We start from the raw sequence: 24,892 nt of genomic DNA, 5'->3' as shown, positions 1-24,892 counted from the left end.
ACTAAACGAAACTTTTTTACTAGCCTTTGAAAGTTAGCTATTTCAAATTTAGCCCAACAAAAAGCCCCTATCATTGATATAGGGGCTTGATATTGATAATCAAAAGTTAAAGTAAGCTAGCAGTGTCACTGTAACAATTGTGGCAGTAATTTACTTAATGCCTTATTAATACTTAGAATTTTGCTTCAAATGCTAAGCTAAAGTTCCGTCCCTCTCCAACGGTGACATCAGTTTCTGAACCACCATCAAGATAGTCGGTATCAAATAGGTTTTTGATATTCATGCGTACGCTAATATCGCTTCCCATTACCGGCATTGAATAGGCAGCACCTAAGTCAAAACGAACATAGTCGTCTTTTACAATGGCATTACTGGTATTAGCAAAACGTTCGCCAACATATATTGCCCCGAAATTAAAGGCTAAGTCTTGGGTCATTTCGTAACGAGTCCAGATATTCGCCGATAATTCAGGCGCATCTACTGGGGTTTTGCCATTCAAGCTATCTTGATCTGGGCGGATATACTCTGCATCTAAATACATCATTGAACCGGTCATAAACCATTTATCGCTTATCTGGCCTTGTGAACCTATTTCAAAACCTCGATGGCGCTGCTCACCTGATTGAGTGGTAATGGTTTGTTCAGAGTTTTCAATCTGCTCTTTTACTGTGACATTATTCACTGTGATATCAAATACAGCGCCAGTCAGCAATAAACTGCCGTCAAATAGCTCCCACTTGGCACCAAGTTCATACTGTTCGCCGTATTCAGGATCAAGGTTCATTTGGTCATTAAGATCATTAATATCGTTAACCATACCTTGTGGTGTGAAGCTTTTTGAATAATTAAGGTAAATGCTTGCGCTTTCTACTGGCGAGTAAATAAGCCCAAACTTAGGTGACACTGCATAGCTATTGTTACCAGCACCTTCTTTCTTTTGCTCGTCATAACGCATACCAGCCAGCGCTTTCCATGAGTCATTGATTGTTATTAAATCTTGAATATAAAAGCCGTAATGCTTGTATTCACTTTCAGATTTAGTGTCATCATTACGATAATCAAGTTGAGGGTTAGGCATGGGCAGCCCAGGCATCACAACTTGATATTTGTCGCCAGATTCTTTGAGCTGACCGTAATAATAATCAAGCATATTGGCGCCAATTAACAATTGATGACCTAAATTACCAGTTTGAAAATTACCCGTTAAATCAACAAAGCCAGTCTTATGCTGCCAATCATCATAACGATCAAATGGACTGATATAGTAGCCATCTGTTAGCGAATCATCACCACATGCAGTACATAGGCTTGGCGATGAATCTAAACGCTGACGGTTAAATTGTTGGTCGTTATAACCAGCTTTAATTTTCCAATCATCAGTTAAATGATAAGTTAATTCAGCACCTAAATTACTAATGGTGTTATCGGTAAATGCCCAAGGCATATCCCAAATCGTGTCACGTCCACCAATAAGTTCTCCATCAGCATCTAACCAACCACCACGATCGATTCCGGTTTTGTCTTGGGTATGGTCATATTTAACCGACAACAACAAATCATCAGTGACATCAAACTCTACATTTAAATAGCCTAACCAACGATCTCGTTCTTGATTAGAGTCATCGCGGTACTCTCGCCAATACTGGGTATCTTGTTTCACCAGCACGGTGCGATAGCGCAGCGTTTGCGCTTCATTCAAACTGCCACCCGCATCAAGTTGCAAACGAGTAGAACCATGCTCATCAATGTCAAAACCGATATCGATCATTGAATCATAAGTCGATTTTTTGGTAACCATATTAATCAGTCCACCGGGACCTGACTGACCGTACAACATGCTTGAAGGCCCTTTTAACACTTCAACTTGCTGTAATGTTTCGATTGGCTGTACATAGTGAGACCACTGCTGCTGACCATTAATCAAGAAACCTGAGCCTGAAGATAGCTCAAAACCGCGAAGGTTAAATACCTGACGATTCCACTTTTCACTGCCGCCAGTCACACTGGAGTCATTAACTAACACTTCTGATAAATTCGTGGCTAATTGCTCGTCGGTAATAAAATCAGGAATGACGGTAACTGATTGAGGGGTATCTAAAATGCTAATATCACCGCGCATTGCGCCAGATGCCGTACCGACTTTATAGTCATTGAATTGTCTACCTGTGACTTCAATATGCTCGATACCTGGAGAGCTGGCTTGATTGGTATGGCTCTGCTCTTCTGCTATAACAGACATTGATAAAATTGCACTCGTTACCGCAAGTGACAAACAAGATAGCTTTGTTAACATCTTCACCCTCTAAAGTTTCGCAATTGTGTATTTATGTGGCGCAACTATAAATGAGAATGATTATTATTAAAGTTTATTTACATTGCCTTTACCTTTGTGTTTTTTATGTAAAAAAAAACGACAAGCAACTATGCTTGTCGTTTGATATTTAATCGTTTTTTAGTCTATTTGGCTTTTTTAACTGGTCTTGCCCAACCACTGATATGGCGCTGTTTAACACGAGTAATAACTAACTCGCCTTCAGCGACATCTTTAGCAATTGTTGAACCAGCACCCAAAGTGGCATTTTTACCTATGGTCACTGGGGCAATTAATTGAGTATCACTCCCCACAAATACGCCATCTTCTATGGTGGTTAAGAATTTATTCGCACCATCATAGTTACAGGTAATAGTACCTGCACCAATGTTAACCCCTGCACCAATATTGGCATCGCCTAAATAAGCCAAATGGCCAGCTTTAGAACCTTCACCTAACACTGCCTTTTTCATTTCAACAAAGTTGCCAATATGGGCATTATCTTTTAGCTCAGCGCCTGTACGTAAACGAGCAAATGGTCCAGCACTGGCTGCAACTCCAAGCTTTGCCCCTTCAACGATTGAGTAAGGCTTAATTTCAGCATTATCAGCGATAACGCAGTCAGTTAATATCGCGCCTGCGCCAATAGTGACATTGTTACCTAAAGTCACTTTGCCATTAAAGATGACATTAACATCAATCATCACGTCCATACCCACGGTCACATCACCGCGGATATCGATACGGCTAGGATCACGTAAATTTGCGCCAGCCAGCATTAACGCTTCAGCTTCACGGGCTTGATAAGCACGTTCTAATTGCGCTAACTGAACGCGGTTATTAGCGCCTTCAACTTCCACTGCTGATTGTGGCTGCGCGGTATCAATTGCCACTCCATCTTCGTGGGCCATAGCAATAATATCGGTTAGGTAATACTCACCTTGGGCATTACTGTTTGAAAGACGCCCTAGCCACGCTTTTAATTGCTTACCAGGTACCGCCATAATGCCGGTATTCACTTCATTGATAAGTAGTTGCTCAGCATTAGCATCTTTTTGCTCAATAATACCAACAACCTTGCCACCTTCGCGCACGATACGGCCATAACCGCTTGGGTTAGCTAAATTAACTGTTAATATTGCTAAACCATTTTCAGGGCGAGCAGCAAGTAGGCTTTCTAAGGTAGACTGCTGAATTAACGGCACATCCCCATATAAAATCAGCACAGTGTCATCATCGTTAATGTTTGGATTGGCTTGCGCGACGGCGTGGCCTGTACCTAATTGCTCAGCTTGCAATACCCAATTAACCGCTTGCTCACCTAAAGAAGCTTGCAGCTTGTCTGCGCCATAGCCATAAACCAATTGAATAGCGTTTGAGCCTAATGAGTTTGCAGTATCAATAACATGTTGCACCATGCTTTTGTGGGCAATAGGGTGCAGTACCTTTGGCAAGTCTGAACGCATCCGTGTTCCTTTACCAGCAGCTAAAATTACAACATTTAATGACATCGGGATTCCTTTATACAAGTATTCAATTTTGGCTAATGCAGTTTATTGACGCTGATTTTAACCTAGATTGTGGGGGACAGGAAATCAGCATGGAAATTATTACACTATTAGTCAAAAATTGGCGTATAAGCACGACTATTATGATGCAATTGATTCAAATTCTAGATACAAAAAAGGCGACCCTAGGGTCGCCTTTTCAAAACAATAACCTTTATCTGGCAATGTTCTTTTTGATGGTTTCAACAACACGAAGTTGAGCTAATGATTTAGCTAATTCAATTGTTGCAGCTTCATAATCAAAGTCAGCACCAGCATTAGCGATATTCGCTTCAGCCTTTTGCTTAGCTTCTAATGCAGCTTGCTCATCAATATCATCGGCACGCAAAGCGACGTCAGCAAGAACAGAGATTGAAGCAGGTTGTACTTCCAGGATTCCACCTGAAAGATACATCACTTCTTCACTACCATCTTGCTTGATCATGCGCGCCATGCCAGGTTTGATTCTAGTAAGTAATGGAGCATGGTTAGGCATAATGCCTAACTCACCCTCGGTGCCGCTCACTTCTAAGAAGCTTACTTCACCGCTGAACATGCTGTTTTCAGCACTTACTATATCAAGTTGGACTGTCATGGCTGCCATCAAGTTCTCCTAAAATACTAAGCTAATGCTCAGTTATTTTGCTTTGTTAGCTTTCTCGACAGCTTCGTCGATTGAACCAACCATGTAGAACGCTTGCTCAGGAATGTGATCGAACTCACCATTCAAGATACCCTTAAAGCCACGGATGGTGTCTTTAAGAGAAACGTATTTACCTGGAGAACCTGTAAATACTTCAGCAACGAAGAAAGGCTGTGAAAGATATTTTTCAATCTTACGAGCACGGAATACAGTTGTTTTATCTTCATCAGATAATTCATCCATACCTAGGATCGCAATAATATCTTTCAGCTCTTTGTAGCGCTGAAGTACAGTTTGAACGCCGTTCGCAACATCATAATGCTCTTGACCAACTACTAATGGATCTAATTGACGTGAAGTCGAATCCAATGGGTCAACCGCAGGGTAAATACCTAGCGATGCAATGTTACGAGACAGTACAACAGTCGCATCTAAGTGAGCGAAGGTTGTTGCTGGTGACGGATCGGTTAAGTCATCCGCAGGTACATATACCGCTTGTACAGAGGTAATAGAACCAGACTTAGTTGAAGTAATACGTTCTTGTAGAACACCCATTTCTTCAGCTAGTGTTGGTTGGTAACCTACTGCAGAAGGCATACGACCTAACAGTGCAGATACTTCAGTACCGGCTAAGGTATAACGGTAGATGTTATCAACAAATAACAGTACGTCACGACCTTCGTCACGGAATTTCTCAGCCATTGTCAAACCAGACAATGCAACACGTAAACGGTTACCTGGAGGCTCGTTCATTTGGCCATAAACCATGGCTACTTTGTCGAGTACGCCAGAATCTTTCATTTCGTAGTAGAAGTCGTTACCCTCACGAGTACGCTCACCAACACCAGCGAATACAGAAAGACCTGAGTGTGCTTTTGCGATGTTGTTGATTAATTCCATCATGTTGACGGTTTTACCAACACCAGCACCACCAAATAAACCAACTTTACCACCCTTAGCGAATGGACATACAAGGTCAATAACCTTGATACCAGTCTCTAAAAGTTCAGTTGAGCTTGATTGATCTTCATATGAAGGAGCTTCACGGTGAATTTCATAACGCTCTTCTTCACCAATTTCGCCACATTCATCAATAGGCTCGCCCAATACATTCATGATACGGCCAAGGGTTGCAACCCCTACCGGAACAGAAATTGGTGAACCTGAGTTTGCTACCTCTAGACCACGACGCAGACCATCAGAAGAACCCATAGCGATGGCACGAACAACACCACCACCTAGTTGTTGCTGAACTTCCAGCACCAAACCATTACAGTCGCCTTCACCTGTGATCTTCAGAGCGTCATATACCTGAGGTACAGCATCTTGTGGAAACTCTACGTCCACAACCGCGCCAATTACTTGGACAACAGTACCTGTGCTCATGATTAATCCTCTAAACTTGTTTTCGTTACCTAACCTAAACCGCTGCAGCACCTGCAACAATTTCCGACAATTCTTGCGTAATCGCAGCTTGTCGTGCCTTGTTGTAGACTAATTGCAGATCATTGATCAGTTCGCCAGCGTTGTCTGTTGCCGCCTTCATCGCTACCATTCTGGCAGCTTGCTCAGAGGCAATATTCTCAACAACACCTTGATAAACTTGAGACTCCACATAACGAGTCAGTAATACTTCCAAAATTTCTTTTGGATCTGGCTCGTAAATATAATCCCAAGGATACTTAGCTACTTCTTCTTCTGACTTAGGCAAAGGTAGCAGCTGCTCGATCACAGGAGTTTGAGTCATTGTGTTAACGAATTTGTTGAACACAATAAACAAACGATCCAATTTACCTTCGTTGTAAGCTTGTAGCATCACACGTACGGTACCGATTAAATCGGCTAATTTAGGCGCATCGCCTAAACCAGATGCATGGGCAGAGATTTCTCCACCAAAGCTTTTGAAGAACTGCACACTTCGTGCACCAATAGGACAAAATTCAACATCTGCCCCTTGGTCTTTCCAGCTCTTCACGTCTGACACAACCTTTTTGAAAAGGTTAACGTTCAAACCACCACAAAGGCCACGGTCGGTTGACACAACAATGTAACCAACCCGCTTGGCATCTCTCACTTCCAAATATGGATGTTTATATTCAAGAGTACCTTGCGCAACGTGACCGATCACCTGACGCATATGCTCTGCATATGGACGACTTGAAGCCATGCGTTCCTGCGCTTTACGCATTTTGCTGGCTGCAACCATTTCCATAGCAGAAGTGATCTTCTGAGTGTTTTTAACACTCGCGATCTTGGTTTTAATCTCTTTAGCGTTGGCCATCTTTACTCTCCAATTCTGGACCGGAGGTGTCTTACGACACCTCTATTCATTACCAGGTTTGGGTTTCAATGAACTTGTCCATGCCCGCTTTTAATTCACTTTCAATGTCTGCATTGTAGTTGCCAGTTGCATTGATAGTTTTAATAAGCTCAGCATGTTCGCTGTTCATATATGAAAGCAGAGCGGCTTCAAAGCTACCGATTTTACTTAATTCTACAGTCTTCAAGTAGCCTTTTTCAGCTGAGAAGATTGAGATAGCTTGATCAGCAACGCTCATTGGAGCATATTGCTTTTGCTTCATAAGTTCGGTAACACGCTCACCATGCTCAAGTTGAGCACGAGTTGCATCATCTAAGTCAGATGCAAATTGTGAGAACGCAGCAAGCTCTCGATACTGTGCTAACGCGGTACGAATACCACCAGACAGTTTCTTGATGATCTTAGTCTGAGCCGCACCACCAACACGAGAAACAGAAATACCTGGGTTAACAGCAGGACGTAGTCCTGAGTTAAACAAGTCAGTCTCAAGGAAGATCTGACCATCTGTAATAGAAATTACGTTGGTCGGTACGAATGCAGATACGTCACCAGCTTGGGTTTCAATAATAGGTAACGCAGTTAAAGAACCGGTTTGACCTTTTACTTCACCGTTAGTGAACTTTTCTACATAGTGCTCGTTTACACGTGAAGCACGCTCTAATAAACGAGAATGTAGATAGAATACATCACCTGGGTATGCTTCACGTCCTGGTGGACGCTTCAATAGTAGCGAGATCTGACGGTAAGCAACTGCTTGCTTAGATAGATCATCATATACGATTAAAGAATCTTCACCGCGGTCACGGAAGTATTCACCCATAGAACAACCTGAGTAAGGTGCTAAGTATTGTAATGCTGCAGCTTCAGAAGCTGTTGCAACTACAACGATAGTGTTAGCTAATGCACCGTGCTCTTCAAGCTTACGTACCACGTTAGCGATTGTAGAAGCTTTTTGCCCTACTGCTACGTATACACATTTAATGCCTGAATCTTTCTGGTTGATAATTGCATCAATAGCCATCGCTGTTTTACCAGTCTGACGGTCACCAATGATCAATTCACGTTGTCCACGACCGATTGGGATCATTGAATCAACGGCTTTATAACCAGTTTGGATAGGTTGATCTACTGACTGACGTTCAATAACACCAGGAGCAATTACTTCAACAGGAGAGAAACCATCGTTGTCGATAGGTCCTTTTCCGTCAATTGGCTCACCAAGAGTGTTAACAACGCGGCCTAATAAACCACGACCTACTGGTACTTCAAGAATACGACCAGTGGTCTTAACTTTTGCGCCTTCTGCTAAATTAGCATAAGGACCCATTACTACGGCACCGACAGAATCACGTTCTAAGTTCAACGCGATTGCAAAACGGCCACCAGGCAGTTCGATCATTTCACCTTGCATTACATCGGCTAGGCCATGAATGCGAATGATGCCGTCACTTACTGCAACGATTGTACCTTCGTTGCGAGCTTCACTAACGACGTCGAACTGCTCGATCCGCTGCTTAATCAGATCGCTGATTTCAGTGGAATTCAGTTGCATGCTCAAACTCCCAATTACGATTGTAGCTTATCAGACAAGCGCGATAAATTACCGCTAACAGAGCCGTCAATGACTAAGTCGCCTGATTTAATAATTACACCACCAATCAGTGATGCATCTACGCTACAATTCAGCTTTACTTTGCGTGCGAGACGTTTCTCAAGAGAAACACTAATTTGCGTTTGTTGCTCAGAGCTTAGCTCAGTCGCTGAAACAACATCGGCTTCAACTTCTTTTGCCCACTCATTGCGATATTCAGCAAAAAGTAGCGATACTGTAGGTAGTATCTCTAAACGACCGTTTTCGGCCATAACCTTCAAAAGGTTTTGACCTTGCGCGTTCACTTGATCACCACATATTTCTATGAATAATGATGCAAGCTTGGCACTCGCTAATGAGCCACCTAGCAACGGCTTAATTGATTCGTTTTCACTTACCAATGCCGCGAAGTTAAGCATTTCTGCCCAAGCTTCAATTGCTTTGTGCTCAACAGCGAAATCAAAAGCTGCCTTTGCATAAGGACGAGCAATGGTGCTTATTTCAGCCATAACTCCGCTTCCTTAATTAAATTTCAGCAACAAGTTTATTAACTATGTCACTGTGAGCTTCTGGGTCAATCGAACGTTGAAGAATCTTCTCTGCACCAGTGATGGCAAGAGTAGCAACTTGCTTACGCAAGTCATCTTTAACGCGATTACGTTCGTTTTCAATTTCAGCTTGACCTTGAGCAATGATTTTCGCACGCTCTGTATCAGCTTCCATTTTTGCTTCTTCAACTATTTGAGCTTTGCGCTTATTAGCTTGCTCAATAATTTCGTTAGCAGTCGCCTTCGCTTCTTTTAGTTGCTCATTTGCTTTCGCTTGAGCCAACTCTAGATCTTTTGCAGCACGTCCTGCATCAGCTAGTCCATCGGCAATTTTCTTCTGGCGTTCTTCGATAGCGTTCATCAATGGTGGCCATACAAACTTCATGCAAAACCACACGAAGAGAGCAAAAGAAATCGCTTGGCCTAGCAGGGTAGCGTTAATACTCATAACGACAACTCCTTACTAAGAGGGACGATTAACCAACAGCCTGTAACTGACCTACGAATGGGTTAGCGAATACGAAGAATAATGCAACACCAACTGCAATCATTGAGATCGCATCAAGTAGACCAGCTACGATGAACATTTTAGTTTGTAATGCTGGAGCTAGTTCTGGTTGACGAGCAGAAGCTTCTAAGAACTTGCCGCCTAAGATAGCAAAACCAATACCAGTACCTAGCGCTGCTAAGCCAATCATGATTGCAACAGCTATTGCTGTAAAGCTAATTACAGTTTCCATTTTATCTCCGATAAATAACTAATTTTATTAAATTAATGTTCTTCATGTGCCATGCTTAGATATACAATCGTAAGCATCATGAAGATAAACGCCTGCAGCACAATAACCAAAATATGGAAAATAGCCCAAGGCACTGATAGTGCAAACTGAGCCCACCAAGGCATCAGTGCTATCAGAATAAAGATCAACTCACCTGCATACAGGTTACCAAACAGACGAAGCGATAATGAAATCGGCTTCGCAACCAAGGTTACTGTTTCCAATACTAAGTTTACTGGAATTAGTGCCCAATGATTGAAAGGTTGTAAGGTCATTTCTTTTGTGAAACCACCAAATCCTTTAACTTTAATACTGTAAAAAACAATCAACGCAAACACGCTCAAAGCTAAGCCAAGAGTTACGTTTAAGTCAGTTGTTGGTACAATTTTAAGGTAAGGAACACCTAATAATCTGTTTGCGGCTTCAGGTACAAAGTCAACCGGAATTAAGTCCATTAAATTCATCAGGAAAACCCAGACAAAAATAGTCAGACCTAATGGTGCGATAACCGCGTTACGCCCATGGAATGAGTCTTTAACGATTTTATCAACACCTTCCACGCACATTTCAACGAAACATTGAAATTTGCCTGGAACGCCAGTTGTTGCTTTTCGTCCTACTTTGTAGAAAGCCCACAAAAATAGAACCCCAAGACCTACTGAAAACAAAAGTGAGTCAATGTGCCAAGTCCAAAACCCGGCATCTTGACATGCATAGTTAAAAGCGATTCCGCCATCGGCAGAACACATTTTCGCATTAGTCAGGTGATGCTGGATATACTCGGAAGCATTTAATGCTTCACCAGTTGTCGCCATGATTAATCTCACTTAATTTTGCTTGAAGTATAAAGGGGCCGTCCAAGGTATTAATAATGCCAACAGATAGCTGATGAATAACGGCATAAATGACGTATTTAACAGGCCAAATGCACAGGCAAATAACACTATGGTTAGCAGCAACTTTACCGCTTCCCCCAAGAAAAACGACCAAACGACTTTTCTTGATGCTCTAGCTCCCGCATGAGAGAAAGCAAGGGTTGCGAATACAAAATTAGGGAGTACAGCAATGAGACCTCCTGCTAAAGCAGAAAATCCGTACTGAGCTCCCCACAGAGCGAAAAAGAAAATTGAAGTTCCCCCAGCTATCGCCGCCTGTAGCAACACTATCCGATAGGCTGACCATAGGCCACGACGCGCTAAAACCTTACTCAATTTTTTATCTCCGCATTAATACTTAATTTTCCCTTAATTTATTAATGTATTTATTAACAAATCTATTGGGAAAAAAAAGCATGCAAAGTATACCTTTTCACACCTTGTTTGCAACTTTGATATGAGGTTTATCAGTGATATAAGCTGATATTTAACGTTTAATATTCTAAAAGTTAAAAATACGCCTTGTTGCTAAGTTACCTTTGAAATGATTTTGTTGAGGAATTTAGTGAATTTTACTGAGAATACCATCTAATTCAGCAAGATCTTGGTAGTTTATTACAATCTTACCTTTGCCTTTACTGCCATGATTAATGGCAACTTTTGCGCCTAATCGTTCAATTAACTGTTGCTCTAAGCGGCTTACATCATGGTCTTGAGTTACTTTTTCAGGCTCTTTAGCCGGATTTAGCGCTTTATTGACTAATCGTTCAGTTTCACGAACTGTCATTTCTTTAGATGCGACCAATCTAGCTAAGCTAGTTTGCTCCTCACCTTCAATGGCAAGCAAGGCTCTGGCATGACCCATATCAATATCGCCATATTCCAGTAAACGTTTTACAGGCTCATTTAAACTGTTTAAGCGTAATAAATTAGACACACTTGCTCTCGACTTTCCGACGGCATCAGCCGTTTGTTGATGAGTCAGTTCAAACTCTTCGAGTAAACGTTGTAATGCAATGGCTTCTTCCATGGCATTTAAGTCTTCACGTTGAATGTTCTCAATCAAAGCGATGGCAACGGCAGCTTCATCAGCAACCTGTTTAACGATACAAGGTACTTTGTTTAATTGAGCAATTTGAGCGGCTCTCCAGCGGCGTTCACCGGCAATAATCTCATACTTGGTATCATCAACCTTACGCACAACAATCGGTTGAATAACCCCTTGTGAGCGAATCGACTCAGCCAGTTCATCAAGTGCTTCAGGTGACATATCTTTACGAGGTTGATATTTACCTGATTGCAGTAAGTCGAGATCAAGCATCAGTAAACCGTCTTCAGTAACCACTTGTGGCTCACTGATTTCAGCTTTAGGTTGTGTAAGTTCAGCTTTGCGACTCGCAGCACTACTGTTACTCAATAATGCATCTAAGCCTTTTCCTAAACCGCGTTTTTTTAACGTCATTTTATTCCCTTACACTTAATACTTACTTAGATTCTGTTTGTTGCTCAGCACGGCGAATGATTTCACCAGCCAGTGCTAAATAAGCTTTCGCCCCTGCACTGGATTTATCGTAATACATTGCTGGCGCCCCAAAACTTGGCGCTTCAGCTAAACGGATATTACGGGGGATCACGGTGCGATACACTTTTTCACCAAAATGTTGTTTTAATTGATCAGACACGTCATTGGATAAACGATTTCGCGGATCGTACATGGTGCGTAAAATCCCTTCGATGCTAAGGCTAGGATTAACCATAGCCCCCAGTTTAGTGATGGTATCAATTAAGGCGGTCAAGCCTTCCAATGCATAATACTCACATTGCATTGGTACCAGTACCGAGTCAGCAGCTGACATAGCATTGACGGTCAACATATTTAATGAAGGCGGGCAATCAATAAAAATGTAATCGTAATCATCTTTAACAGCTGCAATGGCATTTTTTAAACGAATTTCTCGGGCAAAAAACTCCATTAATTTAATTTCGGCAGCAGTAACATCACCATTGGCTGCGATCAGATCGTATTTACCTGAGGTATTTTTGATCACTATGTCATCGAAGGGCTTTTCTTCGACTAATAATTCATAAGCGGTGTTTTCAACGTCGTATTTATCGACGCCACTGCCCATAGTGGCATTACCTTGTGGATCAAGATCAATTAACAACACTTTGCGCTTTGTGGCTGCAAGTGATGCTGCTAAATTTACACAAGTTGTTGTTTTTCCTACGCCACCTTTTTGATTGGCAACGGCAATTACTTTACCCACAAGTTCACCCTAATGACTGATTTACGATGTCCGATAATATAAATTATTAGCTATGGTTATTTTTTATTAACCAGCTTTAATAGATGTCTTTGTTCATCTAACTTTGGCACATTAAGCACTATCGTTTCTGCTATTTCAAAACCCTGAGGAATTGTCGCTAACTCCGTATCACTAAGCTGACCTTTTAGGGCGTAAAAAATACCATCTGCAGCAGGAAGGTGATGGCACCAGCTGAGCATATCTTCGATTGATGCAAAAGCGCGACTGATGACACCATCAAATTTTTGCTCAGGCTCATACGCTTCTACACGACTTTCAATTGAAGTGATGTTATTTATTTTTAATTCAAATTGAACCTGTTTTTGAAAACGGATCCGTTTGCCTAAACTATCGAGTAATACAAACTCTTTATCCGGATTTAAAATGGCTAATGGGATCCCTGGTAAACCAGGTCCAGTTCCGACATCAATAAAGCGTTGCCCCTTAAGATAAGGAGAAACCACCAAACTGTCCATCACATGTCGGATTAACATCTGTTCAGGATCTCTAACCGAGGTCAAGTTATAGGCTTTATTCCACTTATTCAGCATGGCAACAAAATCAACCAGTTGTTTTTGCTGTGTATCTGTGGCTGAAATATTTGTTTCAGCTAAATAGGTTTTAAGTTGAGTTGCTAGCACGCTGGGTGACCTCGAAAAGCAATGGGAATAATAAAATCATCGGGTATTATGAATGGCGAAAATGACTAAGGGAAGCCTCAAAGCTTCCCTTATTGGTCAAAAGACAACTTTTTGCTGGGATTTATGCGCTTTTACGCAATAAACCACGCTTTTTAAGATGAACCAGCAAGATTGAGATCGCTGCCGGCGTCATTCCTGAAATTCTTGATGCTTGACCAATGGTTTCAGGTTTATGCTCATTCATCTTAGCGATCACTTCATTTGAAAGGCCTGGAACTTCTTGATAATCAAGATCAAGCGGCAAGATTGTGGTTTCATTACGAATCGCTTTATCAATTTCACCTTGCTGTCTTTGAATATAACCAGAGTACTTCACTTGAATTTGAACTTGCTCTGCAGCACGTGGATCTTCAATCCCCGGTCCAAAACCTTCTAAACTCATTAATTTCTTATAATCCATTTCTGGACGACGAAGTAGATCTTCAAATGATGCTTCACGAGAAATTGGGGTATTAAGCTCTGGGTTTAATACATCAAGCAAAGGTGAATTATTATGAACCCAATTACTGCGTAAACGTTGCAACTCAGTTTCAATCGATTCCATTTTTTCACTGAATAATGCCCAGCGATGATCACCAACTAAACCTAATTCACGACCTTTTTCTGTCAAGCGCAAATCAGCATTGTCTTCACGTAGTAGCAAACGATATTCAGCACGACTGGTGAACATACGGTATGGCTCTTTGGTACCTAAGGTTGATAAGTCATCAACTAACACCCCTAGGTAAGCTTGATCACGGCGTGGGCACCAAGCCTCTTTGCCTTGAACTTGCAATGACGCATTCATACCAGCTAGCAATCCTTGAGCACCGGCTTCTTCATAACCGGTAGTACCGTTAATTTGTCCAGCAAAGAACAAACCATTGATATTTTTAGTTTCAAGTGAATTTTTTAAATCTCTTGGATCAAAATAATCATATTCAATAGCGTAACCAGGACGAATGATTTCAGCATTTTCCATGCCTTGAATCGATCGCACCAAATTCAATTGCACATCAAATGGCAAACTGGTTGAGATCCCATTTGGATAGATCTCATTGGTGGTTAAGCCTTCAGGCTCAATAAAGATCTGATGCGATGATTTATCTGCAAAGCGATTTATTTTATCTTCGATCGATGGACAATAACGTGGTCCAATACCTTCGATCACCCCTGAATACATTGGGCTACGATCCATACCTCCACGAATAATATCGTGAGTTTTTTCATTGGTATGAGTGATATAACAAGATACTTGCTCAGGGTGTTGACTAACATCACCAATAAACGACATAACTGGCAAAGGTGAATCACCTTTTTGCTCAGCCATCTTGGAAAAATCAATGCTATTAGCGTCAATTCGTGGTGGGGTACCGGTTTTTAAGCGGCCAACACGAATTGGCAATTCTTTTAGTCGATTTGCTAAGGCAATCGCTGGCGGATCACCTGCTCGGCCACCACTGTAGTTTTCTAAACCAATATGGATTTTACCACTAAGGAATGTGCCTGTAGTTAACACTACGCTTGGCGCTTCAAAAGCGAGTCCCATCTGAGTGACTACACCAATTACTGTATTATTTTCAACAACTAAGTCATCTACTGCTTGTTGGAAAATGCGTAAATTAGGCTGGTGTTGTAAAATCTGTTGGATTTTTTGACGGTAAAGCGCTCTGTCAGCTTGAGCTCGAGTCGCTCTGACTGCTGGGCCCTTACTGGAATTTAATGTTCGAAATTGGATACCTGCAAAATCTGTTGCAGTAGCCATTGCACCACCAAGAGCATCAATTTCTTTAACTAAATGACCTTTTCCAATACCACCGATGGCAGGGTTACAAGACATTTGACCTAAAGTATCAATGTTATGTGTTAACAATAATGTTTTTGCCCCCATTCTTGCGGCTGCTAGGGCAGCTTCAGTTCCGGCATGACCACCACCAACAACAATTACATCAAACCGTTCATGAAAATGCATTTTGTGACCTTGGATAAAAGTAAATTCGATATTGCAAAATTTAACTAGATTTCAAATCTAGGGCTTGCTTGAGCCGAGTATTTTAGCACTTGGTTTGCTTTTCGGGAATGATCAATTTTCTAGTTTCGATCTAACGGGCTTCGCTTAATAGATCTTAAGATCTTTAAATAGATCTTTTTATTACTATTACTATTAGGATCGCACTTTTCTGTGGGTAACTCATTTATTTGTTTATTTTCATAGGTTAACGACAAAACGATCCTGTGATCAATGAAGGATCAAACTCAATATAACTTGGGGATAGATCGGCTAGTTATCCACAGGGGTGATCTTCGAGTAGATCACCTTAAGATCTGTACAGCGTTATGATCGGTAAAAATAATAGCTTATCCACAAAGTTATGATCGTATTTTGCTTTTTGTGGATAAGATAGGTTGTTATTGTGGGTATAAATAAAGATGTTAACCAAGCTCTCTGGCTTTTTGGGGATCTAAATGGAGGATTGCCACTCTGAAAGCCAAGCTAGTGCCGGATCTTCTGGGACAGGATCCTTTTGAACATCAATTTGGATCTTATTCACAAACTGTTTTGCACCGAGCTGATCGAGTCTTGAAATTATTTTTTCAGGCCCAAGACAAAAAGTGTCGTAACTTGAGTCGCCAATTGCGCACAAAGCAAATTTTAACTCGCTTAGATCGCTATTTGAGGTCAATAATTGCTGATAAAAGGGTGCTAAATTGTCTGGAAGATCGCCTGCGCCATGAGTTGAACTGACAATGATCCACAGTGATTTAGGGTCAAGATCATCCAAGTTTGCGGCTAAATGAATGCAGGTTTGGTGGCCTATTTCGTTAAGCTGAGCCGCCATATCGTCGGCCACATATTCGGTTCCGCCTTGAGTTGAGCCCACTAAAATATCTATTTTTGCCATGTTTTATCCTAGATGATTACTGTTAAACACTACTTATAGGGTTAGTTTACGCCTATTTAGCATTGCACAAAGTGGTTTTTATCCGTATTTTCAATAATTACAATTAACAAAAAATTAACTTTTATTATGTCTCTGGTTTCAATTACGGCTCAAATGGCTGATTTAGCATGGGGGCCTCACATGCTGGTTTTACTGGTAGGTGGTGGGCTTTTCTTCCTGATTTATTCACGTTTTATTCCTTTTCGCTACATTGGCCACGCTATAAATATTGTCCGTGGTAAATATCCTGATAAAGGCGCTGTGGGGCATATTAGCCACGCAGGGGCGTTATCCAGTGCCATGGCCGGCACCGTTGGTATGGGTAATATTGGTAGTGTTGCAGTGGCTATTATGGTGGGTGGACCGGGGGCCATCTTTTGGATGTGGATTAGCGCTATTGTGGGAATGGCGACTAAATTTTTCACCTGTACCTTAGCTATTATGTATCGCGGCAAGGATGAAAATGGTGATGTGCAGGGGGGGCCCATGTACATAATCACTCAAGGTTTAAGCAAAAAATGGCACTTTTTAGCGGTATTTTTTTGTGTTGTTGGCCTTGTTGGTAATTTTCCGTTGTTTAATGCCAATCAATTAGTACAGATTATTCGTGAGTGGTTAATTGTTAAACCTGGCTATTTTCCCAGTGATCAATCCACCTTTTGGGTGGATTTAAGCTTAGGGATTGTGGTTATGCTGATCGTTGCCAGCGTGATATTAGGCGGGATTAAACGCATTGCTTCGGTGGCCACTAAAGTCGTGCCGTTAATGATCGTCATTTATATGGGCTGCGCTTTTTATGTTATTGCTGCCAATATTGCTGATATACCGAGTTATTTTAAGCTTATTATCACTGAAGCATTTTCACTTAATTCGGTTGGTGGTGGCATATTGGGCACCATGTTGATCGGTATCCGCCGAGCGGCTTTTTCAAATGAAGCGGGTATTGGCACTGAAGTAATGGCGCATGGTAGTGCCAAAACCAACGAACCAGTAAAAGAAGGCTTAGTGGCCATGCTGGGTCCTGCTATTGATACCTTATTAGTGTGCACTGCCACGGCAATGATCATTTTAATTTCGGGGGTGTGGCAAGGAACTGAAGCTGAGGGGGTTAATTTATCGGCTCAAGCCTTTGAAGTTACTATGCCGGGCGTGGGTCCGTATTTGCTGATCCTTTGCGTGGTATTTTTCAGTATCAGCACCATTTTTACTCAAGCATTTTATGGTGGTCAGTGCTTTGCATTTTTATTTGGTCGCAAAAGATTACGCCTATATCAATTATTTTTCTTGCTGGCGATACTGTTTGCTGCAACAGCAACCATTCAAGAAATCGTTAATATTATTGATGCTGCCTATGCCTTAATGGCGATTCCAACCATGACCTCTGCAATTTTATTAGCCCCTAAAGTCAGAGCCGCTTCTAAGAAGTACTTTGCAAAATTGGCGCAAAATAATTCATAAATGTGTCGTGAATTCTAAAATATATTCATTATAACGGATCAAAAAGGGAGTGATTATTCACTCCCTTTTTGTGTTCGGTCATAACAAATAATGACTTACTTTAATAAGTACTTTGCATGAAACCGAAGATGATCTTCAATAAAGCTACTGATAAAGAAATAACTGTGATCATAGCCTTCCTGCATGCGTAAGGTCAGCGGGTATTGCTGAGCTTTAGCGGCTTCAATTAAGCTTTCAGGTTTTAGTTGTTCAACTAGAAAGTTATCTTCAGTGCCTTGATCCACCAGCATAGGTACCTTAACCATCGAGTTTTTCATTAACTCGCTGCTGTCGTATTCAGCCCAGCTTGTTTGATCTGATCCTAAATAACCGTTAAAAGCCTTTTGCCCCCAAGGGCAATTTATCGGATTACAGATCGGACTAAATGCCGAAATAGATTGATATTGCTGCGGATTTTTAAGCCCGATGGTAATGGCGCCATGACCGCCCATAGAGTGGCCACTGATACTGCGCATGCTTGTCACTGGAAAATGCTGCTCAATAAAGGCTGGCAATTCTTTTACCACATAGTCATACATTTGATAGTGGGTATTAAAGGGTGCTTGGGTGGCATTAAGATAAAACCCTGCTCCTAATCCAAAATCATAGGCTGCAGATTCATCATCTGCGACATTTTCACCGCGCGGGCTGGTATCTGGAGCCACAATAGCAATGCCAAGCTCTGCTGCGACTCGTTGAACGCCTGATTTTTGCATCACGTTTTCGTCGGTGCAGGTGAGGCCTGACAACCAATATAGCACCGGCACTTTTTGTGATGCTGCTTGTGGCGGCAGATAAATGGCAAAGCGCATTTGGCAGTTTAACGTATCAGAGTGATGGCTATATTGTTTTAACCAGCCGCCGAACATTTTATTACTACTGATGTTTTCTAAAGTCATTTGATTGGTCACTTTTTATAAAAATGCCCTTAGCGTAAGGTTAAGGGCATGATATTTATCGAATACGGCAATAAGATTTACTTATCGAAGTGAATGACACTGCGGATACTTTCACCGCTGTGCATTAAATCAAAGGCATCATTAATCCCTTCAAGCCCCATAGTGTGAGTAATGAAATGGTCTAGTTTGAATTCGCCGTTGAGATATTGCTCAACAATACCGGGTAATTGACTGCGCCCTTTAACGCCACCAAATGCACTTCCTTTCCATACTCGACCAGTCACTAGTTGAAATGGTCGAGTAGATATTTCTTGGCCTGCGCCAGCAACACCAATAATCACCGATTCGCCCCAACCTTTATGACAACACTCTAACGCGCTGCGCATAACGTTGACGTTACCGATACATTCAAATGAGAAATCTACGCCGCCATCGGTCATTTCCACAATGACATCCTGAATCGGTTTGTCATAATTTTTTGGATTAATGCAATCAGTCGCACCCAGTTTGGTGGCGAGTTCAAATTTAGATTCATTTAAATCAATGCCGATAATGCGTGATGCTCCGGCCATGGTTGCGCCAATAATGGCTGATAAACCAATGCCGCCTAGACCGAAAATGGCCACAGTATCGCCTTTTTGGACTTTAGCTGTGTTCAATACCGCGCCCATACCGGTTGTTACACCACAACCGAGTAAACACACTTCTTCAAGTGGTGCGTCTTTATTGACTTTCGCTAATGAAATTTCTGGTAATACAGTATATTCAGAGAAGGTTGAACACCCCATGTAATGGAAAATAGGCTGGCCATCTTTATAAAAACGGGTAGTGCCATCAGGCATTAAGCCTTTGCCTTGGGTTTCACGAACTGCACTACAAAGGTTGGTTTTACCTGAAGTGCAGAATTTACATGTACCGCATTCTGCGGTGTATAACGGAATAACATGGTCGCCGACTTTGACACTGGTAACACCTTCACCAACCATCTCTACAATTCCGCCACCTTCATGACCTAAAATAGCCGGGAAAACACCTTCTGGATCATCGCCAGATAAGGTAAATGCATCGGTGTGGCAAACACCAGAAGCGATGATTTTCACCATGACTTCACCCGCTTTTGGATACATCACGTCGACTTCTTCAACCGATAATGGCTGTCCTGGTCCCCATGCAATAGCGGCCTTAGATTTCATAAATTGTGCTGACATTGTGTTTGTCCTTTTAACGTTAACCATAAAAGTGGATCTACTTAGTGTAGATGAGGCTCAGTAGATGATGGATCTATTGTATTTATTTTCTGTCAGTTGATAATGGGCTATAAATACAATTTACTTTTACGAGGTGGTAATAATGTTGCCATGGGAAGGGGTTTACGAATTTGTCGCGGTGGCTGAAACGGATAGCTTTACGGCAGCAGGTAAACGTTTAGCTATTTCGACCGCGCAAGTGAGCCGCCAAATTAGCCAAATTGAAAATAGGTTAAGCACAAAATTGTTTTATCGCACCACCCGTAAAGTGTCGTTAACTGAAGAAGGCCATATATTTTATCGCCATTGCCGCCAAGTTATCGATGGACTTGAAGAAGCTGAGCGGGCTATAAGTAGTTTGCAAAATAAACCCCAAGGGTTAATTAAGCTTACGGCACCAGTGACCTATGGTGAGTCATTTGTGATGCCGATTGTCACTGACTATATGCAGCAGCACCCTGATGTTGAAGTGATTTGTGAGTTAACTAACAGGCAGTTAGATTTAGTGGAAGGCGGCTATGATTTAGCGATTAGGTTAGGGCGTTTACCTGATTCGAGCATGATGGCAAAGCGCTTAACCAGCCGTGAGCAGTTTGTTTGCGCCGCCCCTGATTATATTAATCGTTTCGGCGCGCCTTATTCATTATCAGAATTAAGTCTGCATAATTGTTTAGTGGGCTCACAACCCCACTGGCATTTTAATGAAGGTGGCCAAGCAAGAAGTATTAAAGTGCAAGGGAATTTACAGTGCAGTAGTGGTATTAGCTTACTTAACGCCGCCATTAAAGGTTTGGGGATTGTGCAGCTACCGGGTTATTACGTGGCAGAGGCGATAGCTGCGGGCAAGCTTTCGGTTATTTTAGAATCTTATAAGCAGCAGCAAGAGGGGATTTGGGCTTTGTATCCTCACAATCGGCATTTGTCACCCAAAGTGAGGTTACTGGTGGATAAGCTCGCCGCTGAATTACCTTAACGAGCCGTATCATGGGTTATTTTAGTTGCTATAAGTTAGCCGTTATAAAGATTGTAAGTAACCATTAACTTGGGCTTTAGGGCGCTTTGAAATCTGGTTAATCAGCTCAAAAGTAATCGCTTTATGGGGCAGTTGCTGTTGCAGCAGCTGCAGTTGATGATTCCATAAATGTGCTGTCATGGTGGCATCGGCTAATGCGCGGTGAAACACGCCATCATTAGGCAGCTGATGATATTCAATTAAGGTGCCTAATTTATGGTTTGGCGCATCTTGGCTAATGCGGCGCGACAGTAATAATGAACAGGCAAATTGGCCAGAATATTGTTGCTGACAATGCTCAAACTCGGCATCTAAAAACTTCTTATCAAAGCTGGCGTTGTGGGCCACTAAGTTAAAGTCTTCAATAAAATCGGCAAAGCGAGTCATGACTGCTTCACAAGAATCTGCCTCTTTAAGCATGGCATTGGTGATGCCGGTGTAATTTTCAATAAAACTGTTTACCGATCTACCCGGATTCATTAATTCTTGAAAGCTATCGACGATCACGCCATCAATGAGTTTTACCGCACCAATTTCGATGGCGCGATCTGCATTATTAGGTGATAAGCCTGTGGTTTCGAAATCGAGCACGATAACCTTATTTGCCAATATCATGAGCGATCCTATTTACCAATACAGAATGAGCTAAAGATTTTACCCAGCAGATCATCTGAGGTGAACTTACCGGTAATTTCAGATAGCGCCATTTGGCACATACGTAATTCTTCTGCTAATAACTCGCCGGCTAAATACACTTCTAACTGCTCTTTACCCAGTTGTAAGTGACTGGCAGCTAAATCTAGGGCTTCTAAATGACGACGACGGGCAATAAAACCGCCTTCAAGGTTACTTTGATAACCCATTAATGATTTAAGGTGCTGTTTAAGCTCTTCAACCCCTAAGCCGGTTTTCGCTGAAATGCGATAAACGCTATAGCCGTGCTCATCAGTGGTCATTACTGGCTCACCGGTTAAGTCCGCTTTGTTACGAATAACTGTGACGCCGAGTTTTTTCGGTAAACGGTCAATAAAGTCAGGCCAAATATCGTGAGGATTTACATCGGTGGTAGTGGTGCCATCAACCATAAATAACACTCTATCGGCGGTTGCTATCTCATCCCACGCACGCTCAATACCAATTTTTTCAACGGTATCAGCGGTGTCACGTAAACCGGCGGTATCTATAATATGCAGTGGCATGCCATCAAGGTGAATATGCTCGCGCAGTACATCACGGGTAGTCCCTGCAATTTCAGTGACAATGGCAGACTCTTTACCTGCTAGGGCATTTAATAGGCTTGATTTACCGGCATTAGGACGACCAGCAATTACCACTTTCATGCCTTCACGAATAATTGAGCCTTGCTTGGCACTGGCTTGGACTAAGTCTAATTTGGCGATGATGTTATACAGTGAGTTAGCGATTTTACCGTCAGATAAAAAGTCGACTTCTTCATCAGGGAAATCAATGGCTGCTTCGACGTATAAGCGCAAATTAGTCACTTGCTCGACTAACTGATGTACTTCATCAGAAAACTCGCCCTGAAGTGAGTTTAACGCGCTCTTAGCCGCTTGTTCACTGGTGGCATCAATTAAATCGGCAATGGCTTCTGCTTGGGTTAAATCCAGCTTGTCGTTCATAAAGGCTTGCTCGCTAAATTCACCGGGCTTAGCGATACGAATGCCATCTACTTCCATCACGCGTTTGATCAGCATATCAAGCACAATTTGGCCGCCATGGCCTTGAAGCTCTAATACATCTTCACCGGTAAAGGAGTTTGGTCCTTTAAAAAACAGTGCGATTCCCTGATCAATGACCTCGCCTGACGCGTTTTTAAAATCACAGTAATCGGCATAACGGGTTTTAGGTAAATGGCCTAATACGCTATGTGCGACTTCCGTGGCTTTATCGCCTGAAATACGAATGATACCTACGCCGCCACGACCTGGTGCGGTTGCTTGTGCCACGATAGTGTCTGTCATTGAGGAAAACCTTGTTGAAATAGTAAAGGAAAAGGCGGCTTAATAGCCGCCTTTGTTGATTATATCAGTTTGAGCTATGACTTATTTTAAGCCTTTTTTCTCTAAACCTGCATAAATAATCTTTTGCTGGGTAATAGCGACTAAGTTACCTACTAACCAGTATAGAACTAGACCGGCTGGGAACCATAGGAAGAACACAGTAAAGATAACTGGCATCCACTGCATCATTTTCACTTGCATAGGATCCATAGTCGGTGCCATTGGTTGCATTTTTTGCATTAACCACATAGACACACCCATTAATAATGGTAATACATAGTAAGGATCTTGAACCGACAAATCGGTAATCCAAAGCATGAATGGCGCATGGCGTAATTCATAGCTTTCTAGTAATACCCAATACAAGGCGATGAAAATTGGCATTTGCAGCAAGATAGGAAGACAGCCACCCATAGGGTTAACTTTCTCTTTCTTATACAGCTCCATCATGGCTTGACCCATTTTCTGGCGGTCATCACCTAAGCGTTCTTTCATTTCTGTCAGTTTAGGCTGCAAGTTACGCATTTTAGCCATTGACGAGTATTGTGCTTTGGTTAGCGGGTATAAAAGACCACGCACGGTTAGGGTAATTAAAATAATCGCCACACCCCAGTTACCTACAAAGGATTGATAGAACATCAATAACCAGTGAATTGGGATAGCTAACCACCAAAGGAAACCATAATCTACAACAAGGTTTAATGTTTCAGAAATTTTAGATAAAGCTTCTTGGTTTTTAGGGCCAACATAGAATTGGGCACTAATGGTTTGCTGTGCACCAGGTGCAATATCATGTACCGCGCCGCGGAAACCAACATTGGCTTGGCCGCCAGCACTCATGCTGGTAAAAATAGTATTTGAATCAGCTGCAGGCGGCACCCAAGCTGATACAAAGTAGTGTTGTAGCATTGCTGCCCAACCACCTAGTGTCTGTTGGTTTAGGTTACTTTTTGCAATGTCATCAAAGTCATACTTTTCGTAACGAACATCGCTAGTCGAGTATGCTGCACCACGGTAAGTTGGCATCATCATGCTGCTTTCAGATGCTTGTACAGTTTGTTTTATTTGACCATACATTTGCATTTGCAGCGGTGCTGAAGTGGTGTTGTTTACATTGTAATCAACAGTCACATCAAATTGACCACGGGTGAAGGTAAATACTTTGGTATATGCTGCGCCATTAGCATCAACATAATTAAGCGGTACTGATAAAGAGTCTTGGCCATCGGCTAACACATAATTTTCAGATTCTGCTGAAAATTGAGCGCGACCATGGCGGCTGCTATCAATACCATCGCGGCCAATAAGACCACTTTGTGAGATGTAATTAAATGAACCATTTTGTTCAAGTATTACGAATGGGTCATCACTGTCTATTTCAACTTTATGATCAACTAATGCAGCATAAACAATATCACCGCCTACTGGGCTGATTTTAATGTCTAGTTGATCTGTTTTCACAGTAATTAAATTTTGTGTAGCAGGTAATTGAACAGGCATGCCTGCATCAGCCTCTGGTACATCGCTAACGTTTTGTGACGCAACATTAGTAGTCTGTGACGTTGTTTGGGCCGCTACTGGTTGCGGGGCTTTATCGTCTTGCCATGCTTGCCACATTAAAAAGCTGACAAAAAGCAGAGCGATAAGCATTAAATTACGTTGAGATTCCATAGC

General features: G+C 42.0%; 23 protein-coding genes. 2 read left to right on the top strand and 21 right to left on the bottom strand.

Annotated features, from left to right (window positions below):
• Nucleotides 1-172 precede the first annotated feature (172 nt).
• The 16 genes from Q4546_RS10785 to mioC form a co-directional block, all read right to left on the bottom strand.
• Nucleotides 173-2,293 carry a TonB-dependent siderophore receptor gene (locus Q4546_RS10785; RefSeq protein WP_303446257.1) on the bottom strand — a complete coding sequence of 707 codons (2,121 nt, stop codon included), beginning with the start codon at nt 2,291-2,293 and terminating at the stop codon, nt 173-175.
• A 164-nt stretch (nt 2,294-2,457) separates the two neighbouring features.
• Nucleotides 2,458-3,822 (bottom strand): bifunctional UDP-N-acetylglucosamine diphosphorylase/glucosamine-1-phosphate N-acetyltransferase GlmU, encoded by a 1,365-nt coding sequence (gene glmU / locus Q4546_RS10780; protein WP_303413232.1) that lies wholly within the window; start codon nt 3,820-3,822, stop codon nt 2,458-2,460.
• Between the two features lie 211 nt (nt 3,823-4,033).
• A complete protein-coding gene (locus Q4546_RS10775; RefSeq protein ID WP_076541813.1) occupies nt 4,034-4,462 on the bottom strand; it encodes a F0F1 ATP synthase subunit epsilon in 429 nt (142 codons plus the stop codon).
• A gap of 33 nt (nt 4,463-4,495) precedes the next feature.
• Nucleotides 4,496-5,887, bottom strand: a complete 1,392-nt coding sequence (gene atpD / locus Q4546_RS10770; RefSeq protein ID WP_102436380.1) for a F0F1 ATP synthase subunit beta — start codon at nt 5,885-5,887, stop codon at nt 4,496-4,498.
• Nucleotides 5,888-5,921: 34 nt separating this feature from the next.
• Entirely contained in the window at nt 5,922-6,782 is an 861-nt protein-coding gene (gene atpG / locus Q4546_RS10765) for a F0F1 ATP synthase subunit gamma (RefSeq protein WP_102436382.1), read from the bottom strand.
• 49 nt (nt 6,783-6,831) lie between these two features.
• Nucleotides 6,832-8,373, bottom strand: a complete 1,542-nt coding sequence (gene atpA, locus Q4546_RS10760; protein WP_102436384.1) for a F0F1 ATP synthase subunit alpha — start codon at nt 8,371-8,373, stop codon at nt 6,832-6,834.
• A 14-nt stretch (nt 8,374-8,387) separates the two neighbouring features.
• Nucleotides 8,388-8,921, bottom strand: coding sequence for a F0F1 ATP synthase subunit delta (atpH, locus tag Q4546_RS10755; RefSeq protein WP_102436386.1), 534 nt, complete (start codon nt 8,919-8,921; stop codon nt 8,388-8,390).
• A gap of 16 nt (nt 8,922-8,937) precedes the next feature.
• The gene (gene atpF / locus Q4546_RS10750) at nt 8,938-9,408 is read right to left on the bottom strand and encodes a F0F1 ATP synthase subunit B (protein ID WP_076541804.1); all 471 of its coding nucleotides are present in this window, start codon (nt 9,406-9,408) and stop codon (nt 8,938-8,940) included.
• Nucleotides 9,409-9,436: 28 nt separating this feature from the next.
• Nucleotides 9,437-9,700: a F0F1 ATP synthase subunit C gene (gene atpE, locus Q4546_RS10745; RefSeq protein WP_076541802.1), complete on the bottom strand. Its 264-nt coding sequence runs from the start codon at nt 9,698-9,700 to the stop codon at nt 9,437-9,439.
• A gap of 32 nt (nt 9,701-9,732) precedes the next feature.
• Nucleotides 9,733-10,554, bottom strand: coding sequence for a F0F1 ATP synthase subunit A (gene atpB / locus Q4546_RS10740; protein ID WP_076541877.1), 822 nt, complete (start codon nt 10,552-10,554; stop codon nt 9,733-9,735).
• A 12-nt stretch (nt 10,555-10,566) separates the two neighbouring features.
• On the bottom strand, nt 10,567-10,950 hold the full coding sequence (locus Q4546_RS10735) for an ATP synthase subunit I (protein WP_102436388.1): 384 nt from the start codon (nt 10,948-10,950) through the stop codon (nt 10,567-10,569).
• Between the two features lie 226 nt (nt 10,951-11,176).
• On the bottom strand, nt 11,177-12,076 hold the full coding sequence (locus Q4546_RS10730) for a ParB/RepB/Spo0J family partition protein (protein ID WP_102520266.1): 900 nt from the start codon (nt 12,074-12,076) through the stop codon (nt 11,177-11,179).
• 22 nt (nt 12,077-12,098) lie between these two features.
• Nucleotides 12,099-12,881, bottom strand: coding sequence for a ParA family protein (locus Q4546_RS10725; RefSeq protein ID WP_076541796.1), 783 nt, complete (start codon nt 12,879-12,881; stop codon nt 12,099-12,101).
• Between the two features lie 56 nt (nt 12,882-12,937).
• A complete protein-coding gene (rsmG, locus tag Q4546_RS10720; protein ID WP_102436392.1) occupies nt 12,938-13,561 on the bottom strand; it encodes a 16S rRNA (guanine(527)-N(7))-methyltransferase RsmG in 624 nt (207 codons plus the stop codon).
• A gap of 121 nt (nt 13,562-13,682) precedes the next feature.
• Nucleotides 13,683-15,572: a tRNA uridine-5-carboxymethylaminomethyl(34) synthesis enzyme MnmG gene (gene mnmG, locus Q4546_RS10715; protein WP_303446256.1), complete on the bottom strand. Its 1,890-nt coding sequence runs from the start codon at nt 15,570-15,572 to the stop codon at nt 13,683-13,685.
• Between the two features lie 490 nt (nt 15,573-16,062).
• The gene (gene mioC / locus Q4546_RS10710; RefSeq protein ID WP_102436396.1) at nt 16,063-16,503 is read right to left on the bottom strand and encodes an FMN-binding protein MioC; all 441 of its coding nucleotides are present in this window, start codon (nt 16,501-16,503) and stop codon (nt 16,063-16,065) included.
• Between the two features lie 180 nt (nt 16,504-16,683).
• On the opposite strand from mioC, the gene Q4546_RS10705 reads away from it, so the two are divergent.
• Nucleotides 16,684-18,000, top strand: coding sequence for a sodium:alanine symporter family protein (locus Q4546_RS10705; RefSeq protein WP_241903457.1), 1,317 nt, complete (start codon nt 16,684-16,686; stop codon nt 17,998-18,000).
• Between the two features lie 95 nt (nt 18,001-18,095).
• On the opposite strand, the gene fghA is transcribed toward Q4546_RS10705, so the two are convergent.
• Nucleotides 18,096-18,938, bottom strand: a complete 843-nt coding sequence (fghA, locus tag Q4546_RS10700; protein WP_303446255.1) for an S-formylglutathione hydrolase — start codon at nt 18,936-18,938, stop codon at nt 18,096-18,098.
• Nucleotides 18,939-19,015: 77 nt separating this feature from the next.
• Nucleotides 19,016-20,146 (bottom strand): S-(hydroxymethyl)glutathione dehydrogenase/class III alcohol dehydrogenase, encoded by a 1,131-nt coding sequence (locus tag Q4546_RS10695; protein ID WP_102520270.1) that lies wholly within the window; start codon nt 20,144-20,146, stop codon nt 19,016-19,018.
• A gap of 142 nt (nt 20,147-20,288) precedes the next feature.
• On the opposite strand from Q4546_RS10695, the gene Q4546_RS10690 reads away from it, so the two are divergent.
• On the top strand, nt 20,289-21,158 hold the full coding sequence (locus Q4546_RS10690; protein ID WP_102520271.1) for a LysR substrate-binding domain-containing protein: 870 nt from the start codon (nt 20,289-20,291) through the stop codon (nt 21,156-21,158).
• A gap of 42 nt (nt 21,159-21,200) precedes the next feature.
• Here the strand turns inward: Q4546_RS10690 and Q4546_RS10685 are convergent, their stop codons facing one another.
• The 3 genes from Q4546_RS10685 to yidC all read right to left on the bottom strand — a co-directional run bounded on the left by Q4546_RS10685 (nt 21,201) and on the right by yidC (nt 24,889).
• A complete protein-coding gene (locus Q4546_RS10685) occupies nt 21,201-21,812 on the bottom strand; it encodes a PolC-type DNA polymerase III (RefSeq protein WP_303446254.1) in 612 nt (203 codons plus the stop codon).
• Nucleotides 21,813-21,820: 8 nt separating this feature from the next.
• A complete protein-coding gene (gene mnmE / locus Q4546_RS10680) occupies nt 21,821-23,179 on the bottom strand; it encodes a tRNA uridine-5-carboxymethylaminomethyl(34) synthesis GTPase MnmE (RefSeq protein WP_102531911.1) in 1,359 nt (452 codons plus the stop codon).
• 81 nt (nt 23,180-23,260) lie between these two features.
• Nucleotides 23,261-24,889 carry a membrane protein insertase YidC gene (gene yidC / locus Q4546_RS10675; protein ID WP_102436410.1) on the bottom strand — a complete coding sequence of 543 codons (1,629 nt, stop codon included), beginning with the start codon at nt 24,887-24,889 and terminating at the stop codon, nt 23,261-23,263.
• Between the last annotated feature and the right edge of the window lie 3 nt (nt 24,890-24,892).

The organism is Shewanella sp. 4_MG-2023 (genome assembly GCF_030548015.1).
GTDB lineage: Bacteria > Pseudomonadota > Gammaproteobacteria > Enterobacterales > Shewanellaceae > Shewanella.
The sequence above is the reverse complement of the archived record's forward strand: the minus strand, read 5'-3'. Positions and strand labels throughout refer to the sequence as shown.